Annotated in this window: 25 protein-coding genes and 1 riboswitch; of the genes, 16 read left to right on the top strand and 9 right to left on the bottom strand. The window is 65.7% G+C overall.

The annotated features are described in order from the left end of the window. Window positions 1-63 precede the first annotated feature (63 nt). Window positions 64-280, bottom strand: a riboswitch (cobalamin riboswitch). Window positions 281-375: 95 nt separating this feature from the next. The 6 genes from ACIGJE_RS08485 to ACIGJE_RS08460 all read left to right on the top strand — a co-directional run bounded on the left by ACIGJE_RS08485 (window position 376) and on the right by ACIGJE_RS08460 (window position 5,461). Further along, a complete protein-coding gene (locus ACIGJE_RS08485; RefSeq protein WP_311940857.1) occupies window positions 376-741 on the top strand; it encodes a hypothetical protein in 366 nt (121 codons plus the stop codon). A 191-nt stretch (window positions 742-932) separates the two neighbouring features. Beyond that, window positions 933-1,388, top strand: coding sequence for a (2Fe-2S)-binding protein (locus ACIGJE_RS08480; RefSeq protein ID WP_483680222.1), 456 nt, complete (start codon window positions 933-935; stop codon window positions 1,386-1,388). A gap of 4 nt (window positions 1,389-1,392) precedes the next feature. After that, window positions 1,393-3,582, top strand: coding sequence for a xanthine dehydrogenase family protein molybdopterin-binding subunit (locus ACIGJE_RS08475; protein ID WP_483679791.1), 2,190 nt, complete (start codon window positions 1,393-1,395; stop codon window positions 3,580-3,582). Between the two features lie 76 nt (window positions 3,583-3,658). Beyond that, window positions 3,659-4,165 carry a bifunctional adenosylcobinamide kinase/adenosylcobinamide-phosphate guanylyltransferase gene (cobU, locus tag ACIGJE_RS08470; RefSeq protein ID WP_415080280.1) on the top strand — a complete coding sequence of 169 codons (507 nt, stop codon included), beginning with the start codon at window positions 3,659-3,661 and terminating at the stop codon, window positions 4,163-4,165. 12 nt (window positions 4,166-4,177) lie between these two features. After that, complete coding sequence (gene cobO, locus ACIGJE_RS08465; protein ID WP_394313900.1) at window positions 4,178-4,783, top strand: cob(I)yrinic acid a,c-diamide adenosyltransferase; 606 nt, start codon at window positions 4,178-4,180, stop codon at window positions 4,781-4,783. A 15-nt stretch (window positions 4,784-4,798) separates the two neighbouring features. Further along, on the top strand, window positions 4,799-5,461 hold the full coding sequence (locus ACIGJE_RS08460) for a phosphatase PAP2 family protein (RefSeq protein WP_415080279.1): 663 nt from the start codon (window positions 4,799-4,801) through the stop codon (window positions 5,459-5,461). Here ACIGJE_RS08460 and ACIGJE_RS08455 read toward each other — a convergent pair whose 3' ends face one another. Together ACIGJE_RS08455 and ACIGJE_RS08450 are read right to left on the bottom strand one after the other, a co-directional pair. Further along, a complete protein-coding gene (locus ACIGJE_RS08455; protein WP_415080278.1) occupies window positions 5,462-6,361 on the bottom strand; it encodes a lipid kinase in 900 nt (299 codons plus the stop codon). 174 nt (window positions 6,362-6,535) lie between these two features. Beyond that, window positions 6,536-7,234 carry an ABC transporter ATP-binding protein gene (locus ACIGJE_RS08450; RefSeq protein ID WP_210250000.1) on the bottom strand — a complete coding sequence of 233 codons (699 nt, stop codon included), beginning with the start codon at window positions 7,232-7,234 and terminating at the stop codon, window positions 6,536-6,538. A 78-nt stretch (window positions 7,235-7,312) separates the two neighbouring features. On the opposite strand from ACIGJE_RS08450, the gene ACIGJE_RS08445 reads away from it, so the two are divergent. The 3 genes from ACIGJE_RS08445 (at window position 7,313) to speB (ending at window position 9,567) form a co-directional block, all read left to right on the top strand. Next, a complete protein-coding gene (locus ACIGJE_RS08445; RefSeq protein WP_311940877.1) occupies window positions 7,313-7,903 on the top strand; it encodes an arylesterase in 591 nt (196 codons plus the stop codon). 61 nt (window positions 7,904-7,964) lie between these two features. Further along, window positions 7,965-8,582, top strand: a complete 618-nt coding sequence (locus ACIGJE_RS08440) for an urea carboxylase-associated family protein (protein ID WP_311940880.1) — start codon at window positions 7,965-7,967, stop codon at window positions 8,580-8,582. Window positions 8,583-8,685: 103 nt separating this feature from the next. After that, a complete protein-coding gene (speB, locus tag ACIGJE_RS08435) occupies window positions 8,686-9,567 on the top strand; it encodes an agmatinase (protein WP_311941026.1) in 882 nt (293 codons plus the stop codon). A gap of 199 nt (window positions 9,568-9,766) precedes the next feature. On the opposite strand, the gene ACIGJE_RS08430 is transcribed toward speB, so the two are convergent. From ACIGJE_RS08430 to ACIGJE_RS08420, 3 genes are all read right to left on the bottom strand, one after another. Continuing rightward, window positions 9,767-10,153: a DUF2794 domain-containing protein gene (locus ACIGJE_RS08430; RefSeq protein WP_311940882.1), complete on the bottom strand. Its 387-nt coding sequence runs from the start codon at window positions 10,151-10,153 to the stop codon at window positions 9,767-9,769. Window positions 10,154-10,241: 88 nt separating this feature from the next. Next, on the bottom strand, window positions 10,242-11,120 hold the full coding sequence (gene aguB / locus ACIGJE_RS08425; RefSeq protein ID WP_311940886.1) for an N-carbamoylputrescine amidase: 879 nt from the start codon (window positions 11,118-11,120) through the stop codon (window positions 10,242-10,244). Beyond that, complete coding sequence (locus ACIGJE_RS08420) at window positions 11,120-12,151, bottom strand: histone deacetylase family protein (RefSeq protein ID WP_415080277.1); 1,032 nt, start codon at window positions 12,149-12,151, stop codon at window positions 11,120-11,122. The genes aguB and ACIGJE_RS08420 overlap by 1 nt, the downstream gene beginning before the upstream one ends. A 198-nt stretch (window positions 12,152-12,349) precedes the next feature. Between ACIGJE_RS08420 and ACIGJE_RS08415 the strand changes: the two genes are divergently transcribed. The 3 genes from ACIGJE_RS08415 (at window position 12,350) to ACIGJE_RS08405 (ending at window position 14,869) form a co-directional block, all read left to right on the top strand. Continuing rightward, entirely contained in the window at window positions 12,350-13,138 is a 789-nt protein-coding gene (locus tag ACIGJE_RS08415; protein WP_311940891.1) for a transporter substrate-binding domain-containing protein, read from the top strand. 241 nt (window positions 13,139-13,379) lie between these two features. Continuing rightward, window positions 13,380-14,087, top strand: coding sequence for an ABC transporter permease (locus ACIGJE_RS08410; RefSeq protein WP_415080276.1), 708 nt, complete (start codon window positions 13,380-13,382; stop codon window positions 14,085-14,087). Between the two features lie 2 nt (window positions 14,088-14,089). Continuing rightward, entirely contained in the window at window positions 14,090-14,869 is a 780-nt protein-coding gene (locus ACIGJE_RS08405; protein ID WP_415080275.1) for an ABC transporter permease, read from the top strand. A gap of 185 nt (window positions 14,870-15,054) precedes the next feature. Here the strand turns inward: ACIGJE_RS08405 and pncA are convergent, their stop codons facing one another. Beyond that, window positions 15,055-15,672: a bifunctional nicotinamidase/pyrazinamidase gene (gene pncA, locus ACIGJE_RS08400; protein ID WP_415080274.1), complete on the bottom strand. Its 618-nt coding sequence runs from the start codon at window positions 15,670-15,672 to the stop codon at window positions 15,055-15,057. 137 nt (window positions 15,673-15,809) lie between these two features. Between pncA and rsmI the strand changes: the two genes are divergently transcribed. Next, window positions 15,810-16,736, top strand: a complete 927-nt coding sequence (rsmI, locus tag ACIGJE_RS08395) for a 16S rRNA (cytidine(1402)-2'-O)-methyltransferase (protein ID WP_415080273.1) — start codon at window positions 15,810-15,812, stop codon at window positions 16,734-16,736. Then, window positions 16,733-17,104: a YraN family protein gene (locus ACIGJE_RS08390; protein WP_311940906.1), complete on the top strand. Its 372-nt coding sequence runs from the start codon at window positions 16,733-16,735 to the stop codon at window positions 17,102-17,104. The genes rsmI and ACIGJE_RS08390 overlap by 4 nt, the downstream gene beginning before the upstream one ends. An 83-nt stretch (window positions 17,105-17,187) precedes the next feature. Here ACIGJE_RS08390 and ACIGJE_RS08385 read toward each other — a convergent pair whose 3' ends face one another. Next, window positions 17,188-19,428 carry a transglycosylase domain-containing protein gene (locus ACIGJE_RS08385; protein WP_311940910.1) on the bottom strand — a complete coding sequence of 747 codons (2,241 nt, stop codon included), beginning with the start codon at window positions 19,426-19,428 and terminating at the stop codon, window positions 17,188-17,190. Window positions 19,429-19,681: 253 nt separating this feature from the next. Between ACIGJE_RS08385 and ACIGJE_RS08380 the strand changes: the two genes are divergently transcribed. Further along, window positions 19,682-20,041: a DUF952 domain-containing protein gene (locus ACIGJE_RS08380; RefSeq protein ID WP_068299482.1), complete on the top strand. Its 360-nt coding sequence runs from the start codon at window positions 19,682-19,684 to the stop codon at window positions 20,039-20,041. Then, window positions 20,038-21,042, top strand: a complete 1,005-nt coding sequence (locus ACIGJE_RS08375) for a quinone-dependent dihydroorotate dehydrogenase (protein WP_311940918.1) — start codon at window positions 20,038-20,040, stop codon at window positions 21,040-21,042. The genes ACIGJE_RS08380 and ACIGJE_RS08375 overlap by 4 nt, the downstream gene beginning before the upstream one ends. A 137-nt stretch (window positions 21,043-21,179) precedes the next feature. Here the strand turns inward: ACIGJE_RS08375 and ACIGJE_RS08370 are convergent, their stop codons facing one another. Both ACIGJE_RS08370 and ACIGJE_RS08365 read right to left on the bottom strand, forming a co-directional pair. Further along, window positions 21,180-23,387, bottom strand: coding sequence for an FAD-dependent oxidoreductase (locus tag ACIGJE_RS08370; protein WP_415080272.1), 2,208 nt, complete (start codon window positions 23,385-23,387; stop codon window positions 21,180-21,182). Between the two features lie 205 nt (window positions 23,388-23,592). Beyond that, window positions 23,593-24,801: an acetyl-CoA C-acetyltransferase gene (locus ACIGJE_RS08365; protein WP_415080271.1), complete on the bottom strand. Its 1,209-nt coding sequence runs from the start codon at window positions 24,799-24,801 to the stop codon at window positions 23,593-23,595. Window positions 24,802-24,810 lie beyond the last annotated feature (9 nt).

Raw genomic sequence — 24,810 nt, 5'->3', positions numbered from 1 at the left:
ACGGCAGGGCCGGCGATCGTCCGGGTAGACGGAACCGGCCTCCGAGGCGCCCCGCCCGGACCGGTGACAGCAGTGCGACCGGCAGGTCTCCTGGCTCGCAGCTCATCGCCTCCCGCCGCCTTCCCGGTCACCCAGTGGCCTCAAGGCGGGACGCTCGCCGCTTACAGTTGCGGGGGCAGCCGCGGCTTTGGCATCCAAGGCAGCCGTCGACCGGCCTCCTCTTATCCGCACCGCATTCCCTCTTCTCTCTTAACGAGAGACCGATCGTGGCTGACATAAGGGGTGCGCGGACAGGCTTGTCAATGTTCCCGCTTCCAAAGCACGCGCAAAATCCGGCATAAAGGGCAGCAACGTCGCCATATCAACGAGATTGCCATGCCCGAAGAGAAGCCGCCGGCACCGCCGCCCGAGCCGCAAAAGATCGACGTCATCTTCCGCGGCGGTTCGGTGACGGCTATCGGCGTCGTGCTCGCCTTCTCGCTCGGCTTCCTCAACAACTGGGCCTCGCAGCCGGGAACCTGGATCCCGGAAGACCTGGCGGCCGTCTTTCTCATCGGGGGCGGCATCGTCTTCCAGGTCTGGGCGCTGGCGGGCATGCTCTCGCCCACTTCACTGGAGGGACCAGTCTATCGCCGCATCGTGCGCACCTTCATGATCGGCCTTATCCTCGTCTCGGTCGGTGTCCTTGTCGCCATCGCCGGCGACGCGCTCGGCTACAGCCGGATCTGGTTCAAGCAATAGTCGGGCCTTCCGAACGGGCGGCGACGTTTCTCGATCGTTTCCAGACTGCACAAACTCTCACGTCTGCGTTACCCGTCACCCCGGCGCCATGATTGCCGCCACAATTTGGCCTTCCCGCAATCGCCCACCAGAAGGCCGACGCCGATGGGCCCGGTTCTTCTGCCCGGCATCTGCCGCTGGAAGGCCTGCCCATGGTTGCCATCACCGTCAATTCGACCACCCACCAGCTCGACATCGAGCCCGAGACCCCTTTGCTCTGGGTCCTGCGCGATGAACTCGGCCTCACCGGCACCAAGTTCGGCTGCGGCATCGCCCAATGCGGCGCCTGCACCGTCCATGTGAACGGCGCCGCCATCCGTTCCTGCCAGACCCAGATCGGCGACGTCGACGGCGCCACCATCACCACGATCGAGGGCCTGTCGGCGGACGGCAAGCATCCGGTGCAGCAGGCCTGGCTGGCTGAGGACGTGCCGCAATGCGGCTATTGCCAGTCGGGCCAGATCATGGCCGCCGTTGCCTTCCTGAAGGACACGCCAGCGCCCACCGACGCGGATATCGACAACGGCATCACCAATATCTGCCGCTGCGGCGCCTATCCGCGCATCCGCGCCGCCATCCATCGCGCCGCAGAGCTGATGAAGGGATGAGGCCATGAATGCGATCGACCGCACCTCCGCCGCGCTGAGCCGGCGCAGCTTTCTCGCCATCGGCCTCTCGGCCGCCGGCGGCCTGATGATTGGCGGGTTCATCCCCAATGCCGCCGAGGCCCTTGATATTGCCGACGAGCCCTGGGCCGGCACAGCCACTGACGGCGAGATCAACGCCTGGATCCTGATCGAGCCCGACGACACCGTGATCATCCGCGTGGCGCAATCGGAAATGGGCGAAGGCATCTTCACGGCCCTGCCGATGATCGTCGCCGAGGAGCTCGGCTGCGACTGGGCCAGGGTGAAGCCCGAATACGCCTCGGCCAGCCGGAACCTGCGCGAGAACACCGTCTACAAGCGCATGGGCACCGGCGGTTCCGGCGCCGTGCGCCGCTCGCGCGAATTCCTGCAGGCGGCCGGCGCCAATGCCCGCGAAAGGCTGGTGCAGGCAGCTGCCACGCGCTGGCAGGTGCCGGCCGAAAGCTGCAGTGTCGATGCCGGCAAGGTGCTGCACCGGGCCAGCAATCGCAGCCTGCGCTTCGGCGAGCTTGCCGGCGAGGCCGCCAAGGTCACGCTGGCCAAGGAGCCAGCGATCAAGACGCCCGAGCAGTTCACGCTGATCGGCAAGCCGTTGGCGCGCCTGGATACGCCGCCCAAGCTGACGGGAGCGGCAAAATTCGGCATCGATATCCGCCTGCCGGACATGGTCTATGCCGCCGTGGTGACCTGCCCCGTCTTCGGCGGCCGCGTGAAATCCCATGACGAGGCCGCCATCAAGGGCCGCCGCGGCATCCTGGCCGTGGTGCCGATCGAAGGCGGCCTCGCCGTGGTGGCCGACCGGTTCTGGCGCGCCAAGGAAGCGGCGCTCGCCTTACCGGTGATCTGGGAGGAGGGTCCGGCTGCCGAAACGGACAGCAAGCGCTTCGACGCCGACTATGTCGCCGCGCTCGACGGCCCCGCTGTCACGGCGCACAAGGAAGGCGACGTCGACACCGCCCTCGCCCGCGGCAAGCGTGTCGACGCTCTCTACCAGGCGCCGCACCTGGCCCACGCCCCGATGGAACCGCTCAACTGCACCGCCCATGTCCATGACGGCAAGGTCGAGGTCTGGATGGGCACGCAGAACCCCGACATGGCGCTCCAGCTCGCCGCCAAGGCGGCGGGCGTCGCGCCCTCCGCGGTGGAAATCCACAATTGCTTCCTCGGCGGCGGCTTCGGCCGGCGCGCCGTCAACGACGAACTCGTGCAGGCCGTGACGGTGTCGAAGGCTGTCGGCAAGCCGGTCAAGCTGGTGTGGACGCGCGAGGAGGACATGCGCCACGACCGCTATCGCCCGCAGGCCGCCATCCGCTTCCAGGCCTCCCTCGGCGAGGACGGCCTACCGGCGGCGATCCATGTCCGCACGGCCGTCGGCTCCATCCAGCGCTCGCTCGGCTGGGGCAAGGTGGAGAACGGCGTCGAGCCCTCCGCCGTCGAGGGCCTCGCCAACATGCCCTACCGCTCCGGCGCGGCCCAGATCGACTGCATCCTCAAGAACACCCATGTGCCGGTGATGTTCTGGCGTTCGGTCGGCTCGTCACAGAATGCCTTCGCCCTGGAGAGCTTCATCGACGAAATGGCGGTGGCAGCCGGCCAGGATCCCTACCGCTTCAGGCGCCAGCTGCTCGAAGGCAAGCCTGACTTTCTCGCCGTGCTCGATACGCTGGCTGATAAGAGCGACTGGGGCAAGCCGCTGCCCAAGGGCCAGGGACGCGGCATCGCCATCCACGAATCCTTCGGCACCATCGTCGGCGAGGTGGTGGAACTCGCCGTCAGTCCCCAGGGTGAAGTGAAGGTGCAGCGCGTGGTGGCGGCCGTCGATTGCGGCCATGTCGTCAATCCGCTCACCGTGGAGATGCAGATCGAGAGCGCGGTCGTCTATGGCCTGTCGGCCGCCCTGTTTGGGGAGATCACCATCGAGAAGGGCGCGGTGGTGCAAGGCAATTTCGACGACTACCAGGTCGCCCGCCTCGCCGATACGCCTCCGATCGAGACCCATCTGGTGCTCAGCGGCGGCAAGAAATGGGGCGGCATCGGCGAGCCCGGTACGCCGCCGATCGCACCGGCGGTGTGCAATGCGATCTTCGCCGCCACCGGCAAGCGCATCCGCAGCCTGCCGGTCAAGAACACCGACCTGAAATGGGGACCGGTGTGAGTCTTCACCCTCCCCTCCAGGGAAGGGTGAAATCGCGTTACTTGCCTTCCTGCCCAAGACCCGGCAGGAAGGCGGCATGTCCTCTCCTCGACTCACCCTCGTCCTCGGCGGCGCGCGTTCCGGCAAGAGCCGGCATGCGGAGAGCCTGATTTCGACCCATCCCGCGCCCTGGACCTATATCGCCACCGCGCAAGCCTTCGACGACGAGATGCGCGAGCGCATCGGCGAGCACCAGGCCCGGCGCGACGCCAACTGGCATACGGTCGATGCGCCGCTCGCCCTGCCGGAAGCGCTTGCCGCTACACGGGGTCCGGTGCTGGTCGACTGCCTGACGCTCTGGCTCAGCAATCTCATGCTGGGCGGACATGACCTCAAATCCGCCTTTCTCCGGCTGCAGGAAGCCCTGGCGGCGGTCTCCGGCCCGGTGGTGATGGTTAGCAACGAGGTCGGCCTGTCCATCGTGCCGGACAACGCTCTCGGCCGGGCCTTTCGCGACGAGCAGGGCCGGCTCAATCAACGGATCGCCGCCCTCGCCGACCGGGTGATCTTCATGATGGCAGGCCTGCCTCTGGTGGTGAAGTGAGTGGATGCTGAAATGACCGACGATGCCGCACGCCACAAGGCGAAGATGGAAAAGCGCAAGGCCGTGCAGGACGCCGAGGTCGCTTCCAAGACCATCACCGAAAAGGGCCTGCTGATCGTCAACACCGGTCCCGGCAAGGGCAAGTCCACCGCGGCCTTCGGGCTGATCATGCGCGCGCTCGGCCATGGTTGGCGCATCGGCGTGGTGCAGTTCATCAAGGGCGCCTGGTCGACCGGCGAGCGCACGGCGCTGGAGCGCTTCGACGACCTGGTGACCTGGAAGAGCATGGGCGAGGGCTTCACCTGGGAGACCCAGGACCGCGAGCGCGACGTCGCCGCCGCCGGCCGGGCCTGGGACGCAGCCAAGGCGATGCTGGCGGATCCCGGCATCCGCCTCCTCGTGCTCGACGAGATCAACATCGCCCTGCGCTACGACTATCTCGACCTCGCCGAGGTGGTGGAGACCTTGAAGGCGCGCCGACCGGACCTGCATGTCGTCGTCACCGGCCGCAACGCCAAGCCCGAGATGATCGAGGCGGCCGACCTGGTGACCGAGATGACGCTGGTGAAGCATCATTTCGCCGCCGGCGTGAAGGCCCAGCAAGGCATCGAGTTCTAAGGCCCAGCAATCCTCATGATCCAGCAACATCCCGAGCGCTCGGCGCTGGTCGCCATCCTGTGCGTCGCTGGCGCCGCTCTGATCTTCGCCGTGCTGGCCGGCCTGGTCATGCGAGGCGGCACGGAAGCCTTCGATCGCGCCATCCTCCTGATGATGCGCGATCCCGCCGATCTCACCGATCCGCTCGGGCCGGGCTGGCTCGAGGAGATGATGCGAGACTTCACTGGTCTCGGCGGCGTCGGCGTGCTGACCCTGACAACGCTGGCCGTGGCAGGTTTTCTCGCTTTATCAGGATCGCCGCGCAGTGCCGTCTTCGTCATCCTCGCCATCGGCAGCGGCATCCTGATGAGCTCGCTCCTGAAATATGGCTTCGACCGGCCGAGGCCCGACCTAGTGGCGCACGGCTCCAGGGTCTACACGTCGAGCTTTCCCAGCGGCCATTCCTTCATGTCGGCGACCGTCTATTTCACGCTCGGCATCATGCTGGCCCGCCGTTTTCCCACGCGTGCCCTGTCGATCTACATCATGGTGGTGTGCACGCTGCTGACCTTCATGGTCGGCGTCAGCCGCGTCTATCTCGGCGTGCACTGGCCCACCGACGTGATTGCCGGATGGGTGATCGGCGCCGGATGGGCGCTGTTCTGCTCACTCCTGGCGCAGCGCCTGTCAGGGCATTGATCAGCCGGATTTCGCCGGCGGCGCATAGACTTCGATGGCATGGCGCCGGAGCTTGAAATGCGCCGGCGTCCAGGTGGTGAGCTCGCCATCGGTGTTCACAGGGCGCGGCCGGTTGGTGCGGATCACCAGCTCGGTGGTGCCGAAAGCCCGCACGTCGTCCCACTGGCCATGGGTTCCCCTGCGCAGGCTCGGCAGCAGCTTGAGCAGGCGCCACCAATGGTCGACCTCCAGGCTGTAGAAATCGAGCTTGCCGTCATCGGCCGTGGCGGTCTGCTCCACGCTCATGCCGCCGCCGTAATATTTGCCGTTGCCGACCGAGACCTGCAGGGTCTTGAGCTTCTCGGTGGTGCCGTCATGGTCGAGATAGGCGGTAAAGAGCTGCGAGCGCGCCAGCAGCCGGGCGGCCACGATGCCGTAGCCGAGTTTGCCGAACGTCTTCTTGGCCTTCTCGGAGAGTTCGGCGGCAAGGTCCGCGCTGAAGCCGATGCTTGCCACGTTGAAATAGAGCTGACCATTGACCTCGCCGAGATCCATCGGCCTGGGCTGTCCGGTTACGATGAGTTCGGCCGCCTTCAGCGGATCGGCCGGGATCTCGACGGTGCGGGCGAAGTCGTTGGCGGTGCCGAGCGGCAGCACGCCGAGCGGCCGGCCCGTCTCCATCAGCCCCCGGGCGGCGGCGTTGAGGCTGCCGTCACCACCGCCGACGATGACGAGGTCGCACTCTTCCCGGCGCCGCAGAATCACGTCGGCGATCTTCTCGTCCCCTTCCGGGTTCGCCTCGATGAGATGAATGCCGCCCGTCTCCAGCACCTTGCGGATCGCATCGGTGCCCTTGCCGCCATTGCGCGCGTTGGGATTGACGATGAAGAGGGCACGCCTGCCCTGCTGCGAATCAACCATACTTTTCCCCAATGCCCCTCGCGCAGGGCGCGAGACCCGAAACGGACCTGCCTAATCGGCAATCTGGCGCATTCCATGGCCATGGCACGGCGAGTTCGGGATCTCGGCCTTATCGAAAAGCGCTGCATCCGGCGTGCCGGCCACGCTCGATCGGCCTGATGGAGCCGGGGAGATCTATTCCGCCGCTTCCACCTTCATGGCCTCGTCCGCCTCGATATGGCCGGAACGAATGCGAATCATGCGATCACAGCGGGCGGCAAGGCCGAGGTCATGCGTCACCAGCACGAGGGTGGCGCCGCGCTCGCGCTTCAGGCGGAACATCAATTCGACGATGCCGGCGCCCGTCCCCTCGTCGAGATTGCCTGTCGGCTCGTCGGCGATCAGGATGGCGGGCTCGGGCGCCAAGGCGCGGGCCAGCGCCACGCGCTGCTGTTCGCCGCCCGAGAGCTGGGCCGGATAATGGGCTTTGCGCGCACCGAGCCCCACGGCTTCCAATTCCGCTTCCGCGCGGGCGAAGGCATCGCGCCGGCCGGCCAGTTCCAGTGGCACGGCGACGTTTTCGAGGGCCGTCATGGTGGGGATGAGATGGAAGGACTGGAAAACCACGCCGATATGCCGGCCGCGAAACTTGGCAAGGCCATCCTCGTCGAGGACGCCGAGATCCTGCCCGGCGATGCGGATGCTGCCACTATCGGGCCGCTCCAGGCCGCCCAGCGTCATCAAAAGCGTGGATTTGCCCGAACCGGAGGGGCCGACGAGGCCGACCGCTTCCCCCTGCCTTATTTTCAGCGTAACGCCCTTGAGAATGTGAACGCGTGCCGCGCCGGTGCCGAGGCTGAGATGGACATCAGCCAGATCGATCGCTTCGCTCATTCGCATCCTGCCTGAAAGGTTTTCGTGATCGTGTATCGTATCTATGCATCGATTGTGGCAATTCTCACATTGCTTGTCATGACCCCGCTCACGACCGTGTCGGCAGCTGCCGAACCGCTGCGGCTGGTGGCCCTGGGCGACAGCCTCACCGCTGGGCTCGGCCTGGAAGCTGGGGATGCCTATCCCGCCAAGCTGCAGGCAGCCCTCGCCAAGCTCGGCATCGAAGTGACGATCGACAATGCCGGCGTTTCCGGCGACACCACCGACGGCGGCCTTGCCCGGCTCGACTGGTCGGTCCCCGACGGCACCAAGGCTGTGCTGCTCGAACTCGGCGCCAACGACATGCTGCGCGGTATCGATCCCAAGCTCGCCCGGGCCAATCTCGCGGCCATGCTGGAGCGGCTCAAGGAGCGCAAGATCCCGGTCCTGCTCATGGGCATGCGCGCCGCGCCCAATCTCGGCGCCGACTACCAGAAGGCGTTCGATGGCATCTATCCCGATCTCGCCAACCAGTATGGGGCAGAATTCTATCCCTTCTTCCTGGATGGGGTCGCCGGCACACCGGGCCTCAACCAGGCCGACGGCATGCATCCGACCGCTGCCGGCGTCGACGCGATCGTCACCAGGCTGGCACCGGTGGTAGCGGAGTTCGTAAAGAAATTGCGCTAAGGCTGCGCACCAAAGGTTGAGCGCATCAGGCGCCGAAGCAAATTCAAGGGAGGCAGCACGAATGGGCATCGAGGGGCGAGCGAAGGGCGAATTGCGCCTCATCCCGGCACGCAAGGGCGTGGCGGAGCGGGTCAAGGCCGGGCAGACGGTGACCGTCATCAACACCCATGGCAGCCAGGTCGTCGACAGCTGGGCCTTCAATGCCCAGGATCCCGGCGAGTTCATGTCGATGGAGCACAGCCGCGGCGCCATGCTGCGCGTCAATCCCCAGCTCGGCGACACGCTGCGCAGCAATCGCCGGCGTCCCATGCTCACCCTGGTCGAAGACAATTCCGGCGGAATCCACGACACGCTGATCGCCGCCTGCGACCGCTATCGCTATGAGCAGCTCGGCCATGTCGGTCATCACGACAGCTGCACCGACAATCTGGCGCATGCCCTGGCTTCGCTCGGCGTCACCGGCGCGGAGACACCCAGCCCGCTCAACCTGTTCATGAACATCCCGGTCGGCGCCGATGGCAGCGTCTCCTTCCAGCCGCCGGTGTCGACGCCGGGCTCCCATGTCCGCCTCAAGGCCGAGATGGACCTGATCGTCGTCTTCTCGGCCTGTCCCCAGGACCTGGTGCCGGTGAACGGCGCCGACTGCATGCCCCGGGATGCGCATTACACCATCGACTGATCGTCTCAGGCTCCCGGACAGGAAACCAAAAGTGAGCAGCAACCATCCCTTCCAGCCGCTCGATTCGGGGCTTGTGCCGCGCTTTGCCGGCCCCTCGACCTTCATGCGCCTACCCATGGCCCGACCGGACGAGATCGACATCGCCCTCGTCGGCATTCCCTTCGATGGCGGCGCGACCAACCGAACCGGCGCGCGGCATGGTCCCCGGGAGATTCGCAACCAGTCGAGCCTGGTGCGGCGGGTGCACCATGTCACCGGCATCTCGCCCTTTGACCGGATACGGGCCGGCGATTGCGGCGACGCACCGATCAACCCACTCGACCTGATGGCGAGCCTGGAAAGCATCGAGGCCTTTTATGCGCAGATCCAGGCCGCCGGCGCCCGCCCATTGACGGCGGGAGGCGACCATCTCACCACCCTGCCCATCCTGCGTGCCCTGGCGAAACAGGCGCCGGTCGGCCTCGTCCAGTTCGATGCCCATTCCGACACCTATGACAGCTTCTTCGGCAGCCGCTACAACCATGGCACGCCGTTCCGCCGCGCCATCGAGGAGGGGCTGGTCGATCCCAGGCGCATGATCCAGATCGGCATTCGCGGCGCGATCTCCGATGCCGCCAATTACGACTTCGCCCGGGCCGCCGGGGTCCGCATCGTCTTCATCGAGGAGTTCATGGCTCGCGGCGTGGCCGATGTCATGGCCGAAGCGCGCGCCATCATCGGCGACCAGCCCGCCTATCTCAGCTTCGACATCGATGCGCTCGACCCTTCCTTCGCACCCGGCACCGGCACGCCGGAGATCGGCGGCATGTCGACGCGTGAGGCCCAGGCGATGATCCGCCTGATGGAAGGCGCCCATCTGGTCGGCGCGGACCTGGTGGAAGTCTCCCCTCCGCTCGATCCGTCCGGCCTCACCGCTTTGACCGGCGCGACGCTGATGTTCGAACTGCTCTGCGTGATGGCGGGGCATAACGGACGGGCGAGTTGAAGTCCTCAAGGACGGAGCAGCCACATCGAAGCCCCCCTCGCCCTGCAAAGCGGGGAGAGGGTAAGGGTGAGGCCTACACAGCCTTACCCAGCCACAGCGCCACCCCTCACCTTACCTCTCCCCGTAAGAACGGGGCGAGGAGGCCCAGGCATTGCGGCTTGGCTGATTGCCGTTCACCCCATGCGAATCAAGAGCGCGCTCACACCACCAGCCGCAGCGGCTTGTCGATGGCCTGCAGCACGCGCGCCAGGTCATGGCCACGCTTGAGGATCATGCCGGTCGGGGCCAGCACGCTATAGGCGCCCTGGCGCTGGGCGAGGGAGGGATCCTTGACGATACGGTAGAGCGGCATCTCCGAGGCACGCCGGAAGATGGAAAACACGGCCTTGTCGCGCAGGAAATCGATGGCGTAGTCGCGCCATTCGCCATGGGAGACCATGCGGCCGTAAAGATTCATAATCTGGCGCAGTTCGTGCCGGTCGAAGGCGATGGCGGGTGGATCGGGGCGGCGCGAAGCGGGAAGGTGCGCGACATCTGCGCTTTCGCTTCGCGAAAACAGCGATCCCGGCGGATCAGCCTCCGTCATGACGCCTCCTGTGTAAACGGCCTGTCGTCACACTGTCATGATTGCGCCGATCCGCGTCGCGTTCAAGTTTTATCGCCTCACGAACCAGTCATCGCAGGGGAAGACTGCCGTCTCCAGTAGCAATACGGCCGTAAAGCTCGGGCCTGCGATCGCGGAACAGGCCCCAGGCGGCGCGTTCGGCGCGAATCGCCTCGAGATCGAAGCTTGCCGTCAGCACCGCTTCGCTGGAGCGCCCCGCTTCCGCCAGCAATTCCCCATGCTGGCCGGCAATGAAGGAGGAGCCGTAGAAGGTCAGTTCCTGTTCGCCGAAACGCTCGACGCCGATGCGATTGGCGGCCATCACCGGCATGATGTTGGCGCCGGCATGGCCCCGCATCACCGTGCGCCAGTGTTCCATCGAATCGAAGCCGGTGGCGGGCTCCGAGCCGATCGCGGTGGGATAGAGCAGCGCATCCGCGCCCATCAGGGCCATGGACCGCGCCGCCTCGGGGAACCACTGGTCCCAGCAGATGCCGACGCCGATGGTGCCGAAGCGGGTGGGCCAGACCTTGAAACCGGTATCGCCGGGCCGGAAATAGAACTTCTCCTCATAGCCGGGCCCGTCCGGGATATGGGATTTGCGGTAGAGGCCGAGGACGCCGCCATCGGCGTCGACCATGACCAGGCTGTTGTAATAGGCCTGGTTGGCACGCTCGAACAGGCTGACGGGCAGGACCACGCCGAGCTCAGCGGCCAGGGCACGCATGGCCTTGAGGGTCGGATGGTCCTGGTCCAGCGTGCGGGCCTTGGCGAAATGCTCGGCCTTCTCCTCCTGGCAGAAATAGAGATCCTCGAACAGTTCCTGCACCAGCACGATTTGGGCACCGGCACCGGCCGCCTCGCGCACGAGGCGCGTCGCGGTGGCAACATTGTCTTCAATATTGTCGGTGCAGGCGAACTGCACCACCCCGAATGTCGTCTTGGCCATCATGCGCCCTCGAAGCCGGTGAGGACGCCGACGGCATTCACCGCGATCTCGGCCACGGCATAACCCCCTTCCATCACGAAGAGCGTCGGCAGGCCGAGCTTGGCGATGCGCGCGCCGATGAGCGGATAATGCTCGGTCTTCAGCTTGAAGGCGCTGATCGGATCCTTCTCGAAAGTGTCGACCCCGAGCGAGACCAGGAGCACGTCGGGCTTGTAGGCCGCCGCCTTGGCGCAAGCATCGTCCAGCGCCGCGCCCCAGACCTCGAAGGTCGTGCCCGCCGGCATCGGATAGTTGACGTTGAAGCCCTCCCCCTTGCCGGCGCCCTTCTCGTCGGCAAAGCCGAGGAAGAAGGGATATTCATTGGCGGGGTCGCCGTGCAGATTGAGCACCAGCACGTCGTCACGCTCGTAGAAGATCTCCTGCGTGCCGTTGCCGTGGTGGTAGTCGACATCGAGGATCGCGACCTTGCGGGCGCCATTGTCGAGGAACCATTGCGCCGCCACGGCCGCATTGTTGATGAAGCAATAGCCGCCCATGAAGCCGGAACCGGCATGATGGCCGGGCGGGCGGCAGAGGGCGAAGGCCGATTTCTCGCCGCCCTTGACCAGTCCGGCGGCGGTCAGCGCCACCTCGTAGGAGGATCTGATCGCGTCCCAGGTCCCCTCCACGAAGGTAGCGCCGGCGTCGAAGGAATAATAGCCGAGCAACGCCTCGATCGATTCCGGCGGCCTGTCACCCCTGAGGCCGCGCGTCGGCCAGGTGAAGGGCATCGCGGTGCCCTCGCGCCCGGCGGCCTTCCACATCGGATAGGCCCGCCCGAGGAAATCGATGAAATCGGGCTTGTGCACGCGCCGGGCGGCATCGAGCGAATGGGTCTGCGGTGCCAGCACCGGGCCGAGCCCGACCTCGTCGATGCGGGCGCGAATGAACTCGGCGCGCGAGGGCATCTCGAAGGCCGGGACGATGGCACCGGCCACCAGTTCGACATTGCCGGCATGGCCCTTGTGACGCTCGGAATAGACGGATTTCATCGGACGGATCCCAGTGACTCATCCTGGAATTGTGATCACAAACGCCCAGCCTTAGCAAGAGCGACGAAGCGAAAGCGACCATCGGGCGCCATCCCAGCCCTATTGCTTTTGCCTGGGGGCGGTGTTTCATTCGCCCGACGGGATGACATTTGCACGACACCAGCCAAGAAGCATTCCGATACTACCCAGGGAGGTTTTATGCGTTTCGTAACATTCGCCGCCGGTGCACTGGCGCTGATGGCCAGCATGGGCATGGCCCACGCCAAGGACTGGTCGACCATCAAGATCGGCACCGAGGGGGCCTATCCTCCCTTCAACAGCCTGACGCCGTCGGGCGAGATCGTCGGCTTCGACGTCGACATCGCCAAGGCCGTCTGCGAGAAGCTGAAAGCCAAATGCACCGTGGTTGCCCAGGATTGGGACGGCATCATTCCCGGCCTGAAGGCCGGCAAATACGATGCCATCTTCGCCTCGATGTCGATCACGGACGAGCGCAAGAAACAGGTCGATTTTTCCAGGTCCTACTACCAGACGCCGGCCGTCTGGGTCGCCCCCAAGGACAGCAAGATCACATCCTTCGACGCCGACGGCCTGAAGAGTTCCATCGTCGGCACCCAGTCCTCCACCATCCATTCCAACTTCCTTGAGGGTGAGATCGGCCCCGGCGGCGCCCAGGTGAAGCTCTATCCCGCCCAGGACGAGGCCAATGCCGACCTCGCCGCCGGACGTATCGACGCCGTGGAAGCCGACAAGAGCGCCATGATGGAATGGCTCAAATCCGATGCCGGCAAATGCTGCGAGATCAAGGCCGAGATCGACATCAAGAAGTACGTCAAATATTTCGGCCTCGGTGTCGGTGCGGCCGTGCGCAAGGAGGACACCGATCTTCGCGACGCCATCAGCAAGGCGATCGAGGAAATTCACGCCGACGGCACCTACAAGAAGCTGAACGAGAAATATTTTCCGTTCGACCTCTGGGTGCCCTGACGCCACCGCCTGAGACGCGTCAGGCCTGGAGCAAAGCGCGTTTAAAAGGAAACGCTGCCTTGCTCTAACTCTTTGGTCAGACGCGTTTTTGCGATTCTTGGCGATTGTGCCAAATCACAAAACGCTTTTGGCCGGCTGCATCGAATGCAGCTGTCGGCCTGACCTGGCAGCGCTTTGATCGGCCTGGCACCGAATCCGGTGCCAGAGCCATATCCCGAGGGCTCAGCGGCGGGGGCATGGAATGGAACTTCTGGGATTTGGCGCAACGGGATGGGGCACCCCGCTGCTGCAGGGCGCCATGATGACCCTGGGCCTGGCCTTGTGTACCCTGCCTTTCGGCCTGCTGCTCGGGCTCGGCGTGGCGATGGCCAAGCATGGCGGTCCCATCTGGCTCGGCATCGTCTGCGGCATCTACACCTCGCTGTTCCGCGCCTTGCCCGAACTGCTCACCATCCTGATCGTCTATTTCCTGGGCCAGTCCGCCATCAATACACTTCTGGCGGCGCTCGGGCTGGGCATCCAGATCGAGGTCAGCGGTTTCGCCGCCGGTTTCGTGGCCCTCGGCCTGGTGCTCGGCGCTTTTTCCAGCGAGGTCTGGCTCGGCGCCCTGCGCAGCCTTTCCAGGGGACAAAGCGAGGGCGCGGCGGCACTGGGCCTCAGCCGCGTTGTGACATTCCGCAAGATCATCCTGCCGCAGTTGATCCGCACGGCCCTGCCCGGACTCGGCAACAATTGGATGGCGCTCCTCAAGGACACCTCGCTGGTCTCCGCCATCGCGGTCAGCGAATTGATGTACATGACCAACAGGGCCGTCTTCGCGACCAAGCAACCGCTGCTGTTCTACGCGGCCTGCTGCCTGCTCTATCTGGTAATGGCCATCCTGTCCGGCATCGCCCAGACAATGCTGGAAAGGCACTATAATCGCGGCCAGAAGCTGGCGAGGGCCTGAGCATGGAGACGCTCTGGTCCGGATTTCTTGCTCTCGTCGGCGATATCGGCCTCAACAGCGACCTGCTGGCGACCTATGGCCCGCGTTTCCTGGCCGGCCTGCGCCTGACACTGCTGCTGGTCGCCCTGGCCATGGTGCTGGGCGCCCTGCTGTCCTTTCCGATCGCAATGGCACGTATGTCGCGCAATTCGGTCCTGCGGGGGCTGGCCTTTGGCTATATCTACTTCTTTCGCGGCACGCCGCTGCTGGCTCAGGTCTATCTGATCTATAACGGCCTCGGCATCTTTCTCGGCGCCCACAAATCCCTGTTCGAGGACCTGGGCCTGTGGTGGCTGCTGCGCGACGGCTTCTACTACGCGGTGATCGCCTTCACCCTGAACACCGCCGCCTACCAGGCCGAAATCCTGCGCGGCGGCATCGAGTCGCTGCCGCGGGGCCAGACCGAGGGAGGCCTCGCCCTCGGCCTGCATTCGGGCCAGATCTTCCGCAAGATCATCCTGCCCCAGGCCCTGATGGTGAGCCTGCGCCCCTATGGCAACGAGCTGATCCTGATGCTCAAGGCGAGTTCGGTCGCCGCCCTGGTGGCAGTCCCCGAACTGATGGGCGTGACCCGCCTTGCCTTCTCGCGCACCTTCGATTTCCAGGCCTATATGTGGACGGCGATCCTCTATCTGATCATGGTCTTCGCCATCGCCCATGTTTGGAACCTGCTGGAGAAGCGGCTGACCCGACATCTGCACCGCGCCATGCCGCAAACGGCGGCGACCGCGCAGGCGCATTGATTCCTGGTGGGCCGGTCTTCAGGGCCTGATCGAGAAGTCACGGGAACCTCGACCTTTGTCATCAGCGGGCCTATCCCGGGCATGACAAAGGTGGAATTTCTCCCGGTTCCGTTGTTGGTCTTGAGTCAGGCTCTGCAGACCGCCCCACCGGCCGGGCTCAATGGAGCTGAGAAGACCAACACGCCCTAGATCCGGTCGACCAGGGTGGCGCCCGCCTCGCGCATCGCGGCAATCCCCGCCGCGACGGATCCGCCGAGGTCGATGCCGCGGCAGGCATCGAGCACGACGATGGTCTCGAAGCCCAGGCGCCTGGCATCCTCGGCCGAGAAGCGCACGCAGAAATCGGTGGCGAGGCCCACGCAGAACAATCGGCCGAGACCGCGTTCCTTGAGATAGCCCGAGAGCCCGGTCGGCGTCGTGCGGTCGTTCTCGAAGAAGGCCGAATAGCTGTCGATGGCGGGATTGTAGCCCTTGCGGATGATCATCTCCGCCCTGGGCAGGGCCAGGCCGGGATGGAACTCGGCTCCCGGGCTGCCCTGGATGCAGTGATCAGGCCAGAGCGTCTGCTCGCCATAGGGCATGGTCGTCGTGGTGAACGGCGCCTTGCCCGGATGGCTGGAGGCGAAGGAGGAGTGGCCGGGCGGGTGCCAGTCCTGCGTCAGCACGCAATGGGCGAAATCCACGGCCATCCGGTTGATATCCGGCACCACCGAATCGCCGTCGGGCACGGCCAGCGCCCCACCCGGGCAGAAATCATTCTGCACGTCGATCACCAACAGGACGTCGTTCGGGCCGGGCTTCATGAAATCTCTCTCTTGATGGCGTAATGCCTCTATCTTGATCACCCCGGCCGGAAGATCAACTTGCCTTTGATTCTCAAGGAGCTACACAGGAGAACAGGCTGCGGATTGCGACTCGCGGCCGGCAAAGGCAGGACCCCATGCGTCCAGATTTCTCCCCCTCCATCGTCGGCGCCGAACACAGCTATTTGCTGCATGGCCAGCGCTTGACCGCTCCCTCCCTGCTGCCGGGCCTCCATGTGGTGGCGACGCCCATCGGCAATCTCCAGGACATCACGCTGCGGGCGCTGACCACGCTGGCCGCCGCCGATCTCATCGTCTGCGAGGATACGCGCGTCACCAGCCGCCTCACCAACCATTATGGTATCAGCGCCCAGCTCCTGGCCTATAACGACCACAACGCCCCCCGCGTGCGGCCCCAGATCCTGGAGCGGCTGACCAGCGGCCAGGGCGTTGCCCTGGTCTCGGACGCCGGTACGCCCATGGTCTCCGATCCCGGCTTCAAGCTGGTGCGCGAGGCCATCGAAGAGAATATTCCCGTCTTTGCCGCACCCGGCCCCTCTGCCGCGCTGGCTGCGCTCGCCGTCGCCGGCCTGCCGACCGATCGCTTCTTCTTCGAAGGCTTCCTGCCCAGCAAGGACGGCGCGCGCGCCAATCGCCTTGCGGAGCTCAAGACCATCCCGGCCACGCTGATCTTCTATGAAAGCGGCCCGCGCCTCGCCGACAGCCTGGCTGCCATGGCGACGGCGCTCGGCAACCGCGCCGCGAGCGTGGCACGGGAGCTCACCAAGACCTATGAGACGGTCTATCGCGGCACGCTCGTGTCGCTGGCCACCGATTTTGCCATTGCCGACGAACCGCGGGGCGAGATCGTGGTGGTGGTGGGACCGCCGGTCGAGGAAAAGGCCAGCGCCGACGACATCGAGGCTTCGCTGGCTGCCGCGCTCGATACGCTTTCGGTCAAGGATGCCGCCGCCGCCGTTTCGGCCCGCCTCGGCCTGCCCAAGCGCGATGTCTATGCCCGTGCCGTCGAGATGGCCTCGGAGCGCCGCAGCAGGGCCTCTTGAGCAGGCTCGAACGCCAGGCCGCCTTCCGCGTCGGCCTCAATGCCGAGACACGGGCCGGCTGGCTGCTGCGCCTCAAGGGCTACCGCCTGCTCGCCCGACGCTTCAAGGTACCGGGCGGCGAGATCGACCTGATCGCCCGCCGCGGCGGCACGCTGGTCTTCGTCGAGGTGAAGGCACGCGCAGATCTGGCGATGGCGCTCGAAGCGATCACGCCCACCCAGCAGCGACGCATCGCCACCGCGGCCCGGGCCTGGCTGGCACGCCATCCCGATCACGCCTTGCTGGTCCAGCGTTTCGATGCGGTCTTCGTGACGCCACGGCGCTGGCCGCGCCATCAGGCCAACTGGTTCGAGATGGATCTGGGGTGATTTGGGGGGCGGGTCTTCGGACCCGCCTGAAACACAGCGCCTGAAGGCAAAGAAGGCGGGTCCGAAGACCCGCCCCCCAAAACTTACCGTCCCAGCACCCGGTTCAGCCAGTCCGCGATCGGCCGACCGGTGTTGCGCGGCGCATTCGCCGTCATTACCGGCTCGACAGCCACCGGCTGGTCCTCCGGTGCGCCGTCGAATTGCGGCTGCTGCGCGATGACGTCCTCCGGCGGCGGCGCCTCGCGCACCCACGGACGGCCCGGCAGCGGCGCCGGCGGCACGCCCTTATGGGCACCGCGCATGAACTCGTTCCAGATCTGGGCCGGCAGGCTGCCGCCGGTCATGCGCGAGGTGGAGGTGCCATCGTCATTGCCGAGCCAGACGGCTGTTACCATGTGGCTGGTGTAGCCGATGAACCAGGCATCGCGATAGTTCTGGCTGGTGCCGCTCTTGCCGGCCGATTGCCAGCCCGGCAGGCCATATTTGCGCGCGGTGCCGACCGTCAGGGTCTGGCTCATCATCGCATTCATCATGCCGACCTTGTCGTCCTCGATGACGCGTTGATTGCCGGGCGCCTGGCGCTGGAACAGCACCTTGCCCTTCTCGGTCCTGATGCGCTTGACCACATAGGGGATCACCATGCGCCCGCCATTGGCGAAGGTGGCATAGGCCGAGGTGATCTCCAGCGGCGTGACTTCCGACGTGCCGAGGGCGATGGAGGGATTGGGATCGAGATTGGAATTGATGCCGAGGCTGTGGGCGACGGCGACCACTGCCTTCGGCCCCACTTCGGCGCACAGGCGCACCGCTACCGTGTTGAGCGAGAGGGCGAGCGCCGTGGTCAGCGACACCGGGCCGCGATATTCGCGCGAGAAGTCCTTCGGGCTCCAACCCGCCAGGGTGATCGGGGCGTCATCACGGACGGTATCGGGCGTCGCGCCGTTCATCAGCGCGGCGAGATAGACGAAAGGCTTGAAGGTGGAGCCAGGCTGGCGATAGGCCGAAATCGCCCGGTTGAACTGGCTCTCCGCATAGGAGCGCCCGCCCACCATGGCCCTGACGGCACCATCGGGATCCATCGCCACCAGGGCGCCCTGGCTCACGCGCAGCTTGCCGCCCGACTTGTCGAGGCCCTGGCGCAGGGACTGTTCGGCAAGATTCTGTAGCTTGGCATCGATGGTGGTCTCCACCACCACGTCGGTGTCGAGCGGGCCGGTGAGGTCGCTGAGCTGGTTGGAAATCCAGTCGGCCGGATAGTTGCCGGAAGAGCGGGCGGCGAATTTGGAAACCTTGACGGGCGTGGCCAGGGCCGTCTTCTCGTCCTGCGCGCTGATCGCGCCGGTATCGACCATGGCGTCGAGCACGAGCTGGGCCCGGTCATGCGCGCCCTTGGGGTTCTTGGTTGGATCCAGCGAAGACGGCGCCTTGACCAGGCCGGCCAGGGTCGCGGCCTCGGCAATGGTGAGTTCCTTGGCGGGCTTGCGGAAATAGCGCTGCGCCGCGGCCTCGATGCCGTAGGAGCCCGCGCCGAAATAGACGCGGTTGATATACATCTCCAGGATCTGGTTCTTGGAGAATTTACGCTCGAGATAGACGGCGAGGATGGCTTCCTGGATCTTGCGGCGCAGACTGCGCTCGGGCGTGAGGAAGACGTTCTTGGCGAGCTGCTGCGTCAGCGTCGAGCCGCCCTGGGTCAGGCGGTGGGTGGTGAGATAGACATAGCCGGCGCGGGCCAGGCCCTGCGGATCGACGCCGTAATGGGAATAGAAGCGCCGGTCCTCGATGGCGATGAAGGCCTGCGGCACATATTTCGGCAGGTCCTTGATCGAGATGGCGGCGCCGCCCATTTCGCCCTGATTGGCGATGACGGTGCCGTCGGCCGAGACGATCTTCACATTGGGCGGGCGCGGAGGCACTTCCAGATTCTGGATCGGCGGCAAATTGGCGGCATACCAGGCCACGACGCCACCGACGCCGAGCAGGCCCCACATGCACAGCAGGAAGGACCAGTAGGTCAGGCGATAGAGCATGGAGCGCCGGCGCTTGGGCTTGCGCCCGCTTCCCGAACTGCCGCCGCCGCCCCCGCCGCCACGACGGTTGGAGCCGCCGCCCCGCGAGGAGGATCCGCCGAACAGGCTCCAGCCCTTGCTCGAGCGCGCGGTCTTGGCGCGGGAGGGCGAGCGCTCGCGCAACTCCAGCGGTACCGGCGCGGGGCGGTCTTCCCGGGTCAGGCGGAAACTATCGCCCTGATCGGCTTCCTCGCCCTTTTCGGGCTCGAAACGGGGTTCGACCCGCTCAACCATGCGCCGTTGGCCCTGCGCCATCCCAGCCTTCCAAAATCATTACAATCAGATCAGTCATATCAGCGCCGGGTTAAGCAAGGGCTACCGCAGCTTGCGACATTTGCTTTCCACTCAGGGAAAGGCATGAACAAGGCGTCAATCCGTCATTGTCGTGGCGTATTCAAGCCTCGAAGCCCTGTATCCGATGGAAAATCCGTGCAGGCGCCCTGCGGCAGGCCCTTTCGTAAAGTCTTCAGGCCCTGTAGAGGACGTGCGGCGAAAGGCTGGAGGACATATGGCGCTCATTTTCAAGATCCTGACGGCGCAGCAATGGCGCAACGCCGAGGCTGCCGGGCGTTTCGACGGCGCCCCCATCGACGTCCAGGACGGCTATATCCATTTCTCCTCCGCCGAGACGGCGCAGGAGACGGCGGCGCGGCATTTCGCCGGCCAGGACGATCTCGTCCTCGCCGCCGTCGAAGCCGACAGGCTCGGCGAAGCCCTCAAATGGGAAGTCTCGCGCGGCGGCGCCTTGTTCCCCCACCTTTATGCCGCCCTGCCCCTCGATTTGATCGAATGGACGGCGCCACTGCCGCTCGGAGCGGATGGCCGCCATGTCTTCCCGCTCGAATTTCTCTCGAGCCAGCAGCCATGATCGGCGCCGCCTTCGCCCTCATCCGCCCCCGCCTGTTTCGCATGGATCCCGAAGAGGCGCATGAGGCCACCCTCTCCGCCCTGCGCAGCCTGCCGATCCCTCCGTCCCTGCCCGATCCGGCCTCGCTCCAGGTGAAGGCCTTCGGGCTCGATTTCCCCAATCCGGTCGGCGTGGCGGCGGGCTTCGACAAGAATGCCGAGGTGGTCGATCCCCTGTTCAGGCTCGGCTTCGGCTTCGTGGAGATCGGCAGCGTCACCCCGCGGCCCCAGGAGGGCAATCCCCGCCCCCGCCTGTTCCGCCTGCCGGCGGACGAGGGCGTCATCAATCGCTTCGGCTTCAACAATCAGGGCCATGCCGCCGTGCTGGCCCGGCTCAAGGCCCGCAAGGGCCGCGGCATTCTCGGCGTCAACGTCGGCGCCAACAAGGACAGCGAGGACAAGGCTGCCGACTATGCCGCCGGCATCATCGTCTTCGCCCCCGTCGCCTCCTATTTCACCCTCAACATTTCCTCGCCCAACACGCCGGGCCTGCGCAATCTGCAAAAGCGCGAGGCGCTCGACGAGTTGCTGGCCCGTGCGGTGGAGGCGCGCGATACGGCTGCGCTCATCGGGCCGCGCCGACCGCTGCTTCTCAAGATCGCGCCCGACATCACCATGTTCGAGCTCGACGACATCGTCGACCGGGCGCTCGCCCACAAGCTCGACGGCATGATCGTCTCCAACACCACGATATCGCGGCCGGAGACGCTGAGGGAGAGCGAGACGGCCAAGGAAGCCGGCGGCCTGTCGGGGGCCCCACTGTTCGAGCTTTCCACCCAGGTCCTGGCCGAGACGGCCCGGCGCGTCGGCGGCCGCTTCCCCCTGATCGGGGTTGGCGGCATCCATTCGGCCGAGACCGCCAAAGCCAAGCTCGCGGCCGGCGCCACCTTGGTGCAGCTCTATTCGAGCCTGGTCTACAAAGGCCCCGGCCTGATCCGGCAGATCAAGAAGGGACTGCGGTAAGTTTGGAGCGCGGACATCCTGTCCGCCTCTTTCTGCTAGCTCTGTGGTTCAAAGATGCGGACATCGCGACATGAAGACATGTCGCTGAGAAGTCCGCGCTCCGAAGCACGGACTCCTGGTCGACACTCCCCACAACCTTACGCCGCCTTCTTTTCAGGCTTGAAGCGCTGATAGAAACGCTCGTCCTTGACGGCCATGTCGCGCAGCAGCTTATTGGGCGCAAAGCGCGGGCCATAGGCGGCTGCGAGCTTGTCGCACAGAGCCACGAAGGCCTTGCTGCCCACGCCGTCGATATAGGACAGGGCTCCCCCCGTGAAGGGCGCAAAGCCGAAGCCGAGGATGGAGCCGACATCCGCTTCGCGCATGTCGGTGATGATGCCGTCCTCCACCGTGCGGGCTGCTTCCAGCGCCTGGACCACCAGGAAACGGTGCTTCAGCGTCTTCTGGTCGATGGTATCGGGATCGAGCTTCACCGCCTGGAGGTCCGACAGGCCCGGCCATAGCCGCTTGGAGGCGCCGGCCGGATAGTCGTAGAAGCCCTTGCCGTTCTTGCGGCCGAGGCGGCCATGCTGGTTGAGCAGGGCGTCGAGCAGCTTCTCCTGCGCCGGATCGACGGCGGCCTCGCCAAGGTCCTTCTTGGTGGCCTGCAGGATCTTCCAGGCCAGGTCGATCGCGACCTCGTCATTGAGCGAGAGCGGCCCGACCGGCATGCCGGCGGCCCGGGCGACATTCTCGATCATCGCCGGCGGCACGCCCTCGCCCAGCATCAGATGGCCTTCGCGGATATAGTTGAGCACGCAGCGATTGGCGAAGAAGCCGCGGCCGTCATTGACCAGGATCGGCGTCTTCCGGATGGCGCGCACGAAGTCGAGCGCGACGGCAATGGCCTTGTCGCCGGTCTTGGCACCCTTGATCACCTCGACCAGCAGCATCTTGTCAACAGGCGAGAAGAAATGCACGCCGATGAACTGCTCGGGTCGGGCCGAGTTCTCGGCCAGCGAGGAGATCGGCAGCGTCGACGTGTTCGAAGCGAAGATGGTGTCCTTGCCGATCACCGCCTCGATCTTCTTGATCACCTCGGCCTTGACGGTGCGATCCTCGAACACGGCCTCGACGATGAGGTCGACGCCGGCCAGCGCACCGAAATCGGCCGTGGCGGTGATGCGGCCGAGTAGGGCTTCCTTGTCCGCCATCGAGGCGCGGCCCTTCTTGATCTGGCCGGTGATCAGACCGTCGGAATGGGCCTTGCCCTTGTCGGCGGCTTCCTGGTCGCGATCGACCAGCACCACGTCGAGCCCGGCCAAAGCCGAGACATAGGCGATGCCCGCGCCCATGAAACCGGCGCCGACCACGCCGACGCGCTTGAGGTTCGACGGCGGCAGGGCCGGACGGCGCGCGCCCTTGTTGAGCTCCTGCATGGAGACGAACAGGGTACGGATCATCGAGCGCGCCTCGGTCGAGCGCAGCACATGGGCGAAATAGCGCGATTCCACCGTCAGCGCGCGGTCGAAGGGCAGCTGGAGGCCCTCATACACCGTCTGCAGGATGGCGCGGGCCGCGGGATAATTGTCGTAGGTCTCGCGGCGATAGAGCGCGTTGGCCGGCGGGAATACCATCATGCCGGCCTTCGAATAGACCGGGCCTGCGGGCAGGCGGAAGCCTTCGACATCCCAGGGCGCCACGGGCGAGCCGCCGTCCCTGATCCAATCCTTGGCCTTGGCAACCAGCTCCTCGCGCGGGGCGACAGCGTGCAGCAGGCCCATCTTCTGAGCCTGGCCGATGCGCAGCTGGTCGCCCTTGAGCAGCATCTGCAGGGCCTGGTCCGGCTTCATCAGGCGGGACACGCGGGTGGTGCCGCCGGCACCGGGGAACAGGCCGACCTTGACTTCAGGCAAGCCGACGCGGGCCTTGTCATTGTCGGAGGCGCCGACGCGATAGTGGCAGGCCAGGGTGAGTTCGAAAGCACCGCCCAGGCAGACGCCGTTGATGGCGGCGGCGAAGGGCTTGCCTGCGGTTTCGATGCGGCGATAGAGCTGCGACAGGAAGCGGCTCTCGGCAAAGAAGGTCTCCATCGCCTTGTCTTCGCCGAGCTCGGCCCGCGCCTTGGCGTAACGCTGGCCCATGCCCTCGAGCATGGTGAGATCGGCGCCGCCGGAAAAGGCGTCCTTGCCCGAGGCGATGACGCAGCCCTTGATGGCGGCATCGGCGGTGACGCGCTCCAGAATCTGGCCGAGTTCTTCCATCACCTCCACGGTGATGACGTTCATCGAGCGGCCCGGCATGTCCCAGGTGGCGAGGGCGATGCCGTCGCCGTCGACATCGAAGCGGAAATTGGTGAGGTTCATGAGATGGCTCCAGCCAATTTCCTTCTCCCCTTGCAGGAGAAGGTGGCGCGCAGCGCCGGATGAGGGGTGGACGAAACCTCTCAGGGTTTCGAGGGCTCATTCGATTCCGGATGAACGGCCGCAAGACCCCTCATCCGCCCCTTCGGGGCACCTCAAGTCAACTCAAGAGAGTTGACGGCACCCGCAAGGGGAGAAGGAAAAGAGGTCACACCCTCTCGATGATGGTGGCGGCGCCCATGCCGGCGGCAACGCACAGCGTGATCAGGGCTGTCGACTTGCCGGTACGCTCGAGTTCATCGAGGGCGGTGCCCAGGATCATCGCACCGGTGGCGCCGAGCGGATGGCCCATGGCGATCGCGCCGCCGCAGGGATTGACCTTGGCTGGATCGAGATCGAAGGCCTGCATGTAGCGCAGCACGACCGAGGAAAAGGCCTCGTTGATCTCGAAGAGGTCGATGTCCGCCTTGCTCATGCCGGCCTTGCGCAGCAGGAGCTCGGTGACGTCGACGGGGCCGGTCAGCATCAGGGCGGTATCCGAGCCGATCGAGGCCGCCGCCCGGAGACGGGCCCGCGGCTTGAGGCCGAAACGCTTGCCGGCCTCGGCCGAACCGATCAGCACAGCGGAAGCACCGTCGACGATGCCGGAGGAATTGCCGGCGTGGTGGACGTGGCTGACCTTCTCGACCTCCGGATGCGACTGCACCGCGACGGCGTCAAAGCCGCCCATCTCGCCCATCTGCACGAAAGAGGCGTTGAGGGCGGCCAGGGACTGCATGGTGGTAGCAGGGCGCATATGCTCGTCCTTGTCCAGGATAGTCAGGCCGTTGATGTCCTTGACGGCGATGACGGACTTGGCGAAGCGCCCCTCGCTCCAGGACTGGGCGGTGCGGCGCTGCGACTCAACCGCATAGCCGTCGACGTCGTCCCGCGAGAAGCCATATTTGGTGGCGATCAGGTCGGCTGAAATACCCTGGGGCATGAACCAGGTCGGCACCGCGCTGGAGGGATCGAGCGCCCAGGCGCCGCCCGAGGCCATCATGCCGATGCGCGACATGCTCTCGACGCCGCCGGCGACGACGAGATCCTTCTGGCCCCCGGCGATCTGGCCGGCCGCCAGGTTCACCGCATCCAGGCCCGAGGCGCAGAAACGGTTGATCTGCACGCCCGGCACCTTCTCGCCAAGACCGGCATGCAGCGCGGCGATACGGGCGATGTCGCCACCGGCCTCGCCGATCGGATCGACGCAGCCGAGGATGACGTCCTCAACCGCATTCTCGGGGAGTTCGTTGCGCTTGGCCACGGCCCGCAGCGTCTGGCTCGCCAGCGACAGGCTGGTGACCTCATGCAGGGCGCCGTCGGCCTTGCCCTTGCCGCGCGGTGTGCGCACGGCGTCGTAGATGAAGGCTTCGCTCATTGGGTCTCT

It is taken from the genome of Labrys sp. E2SS-1L (genome assembly GCF_057073705.1).
The sequence above is the reverse complement of the archived record's forward strand: the minus strand, read 5'-3'. Positions and strand labels throughout refer to the sequence as shown.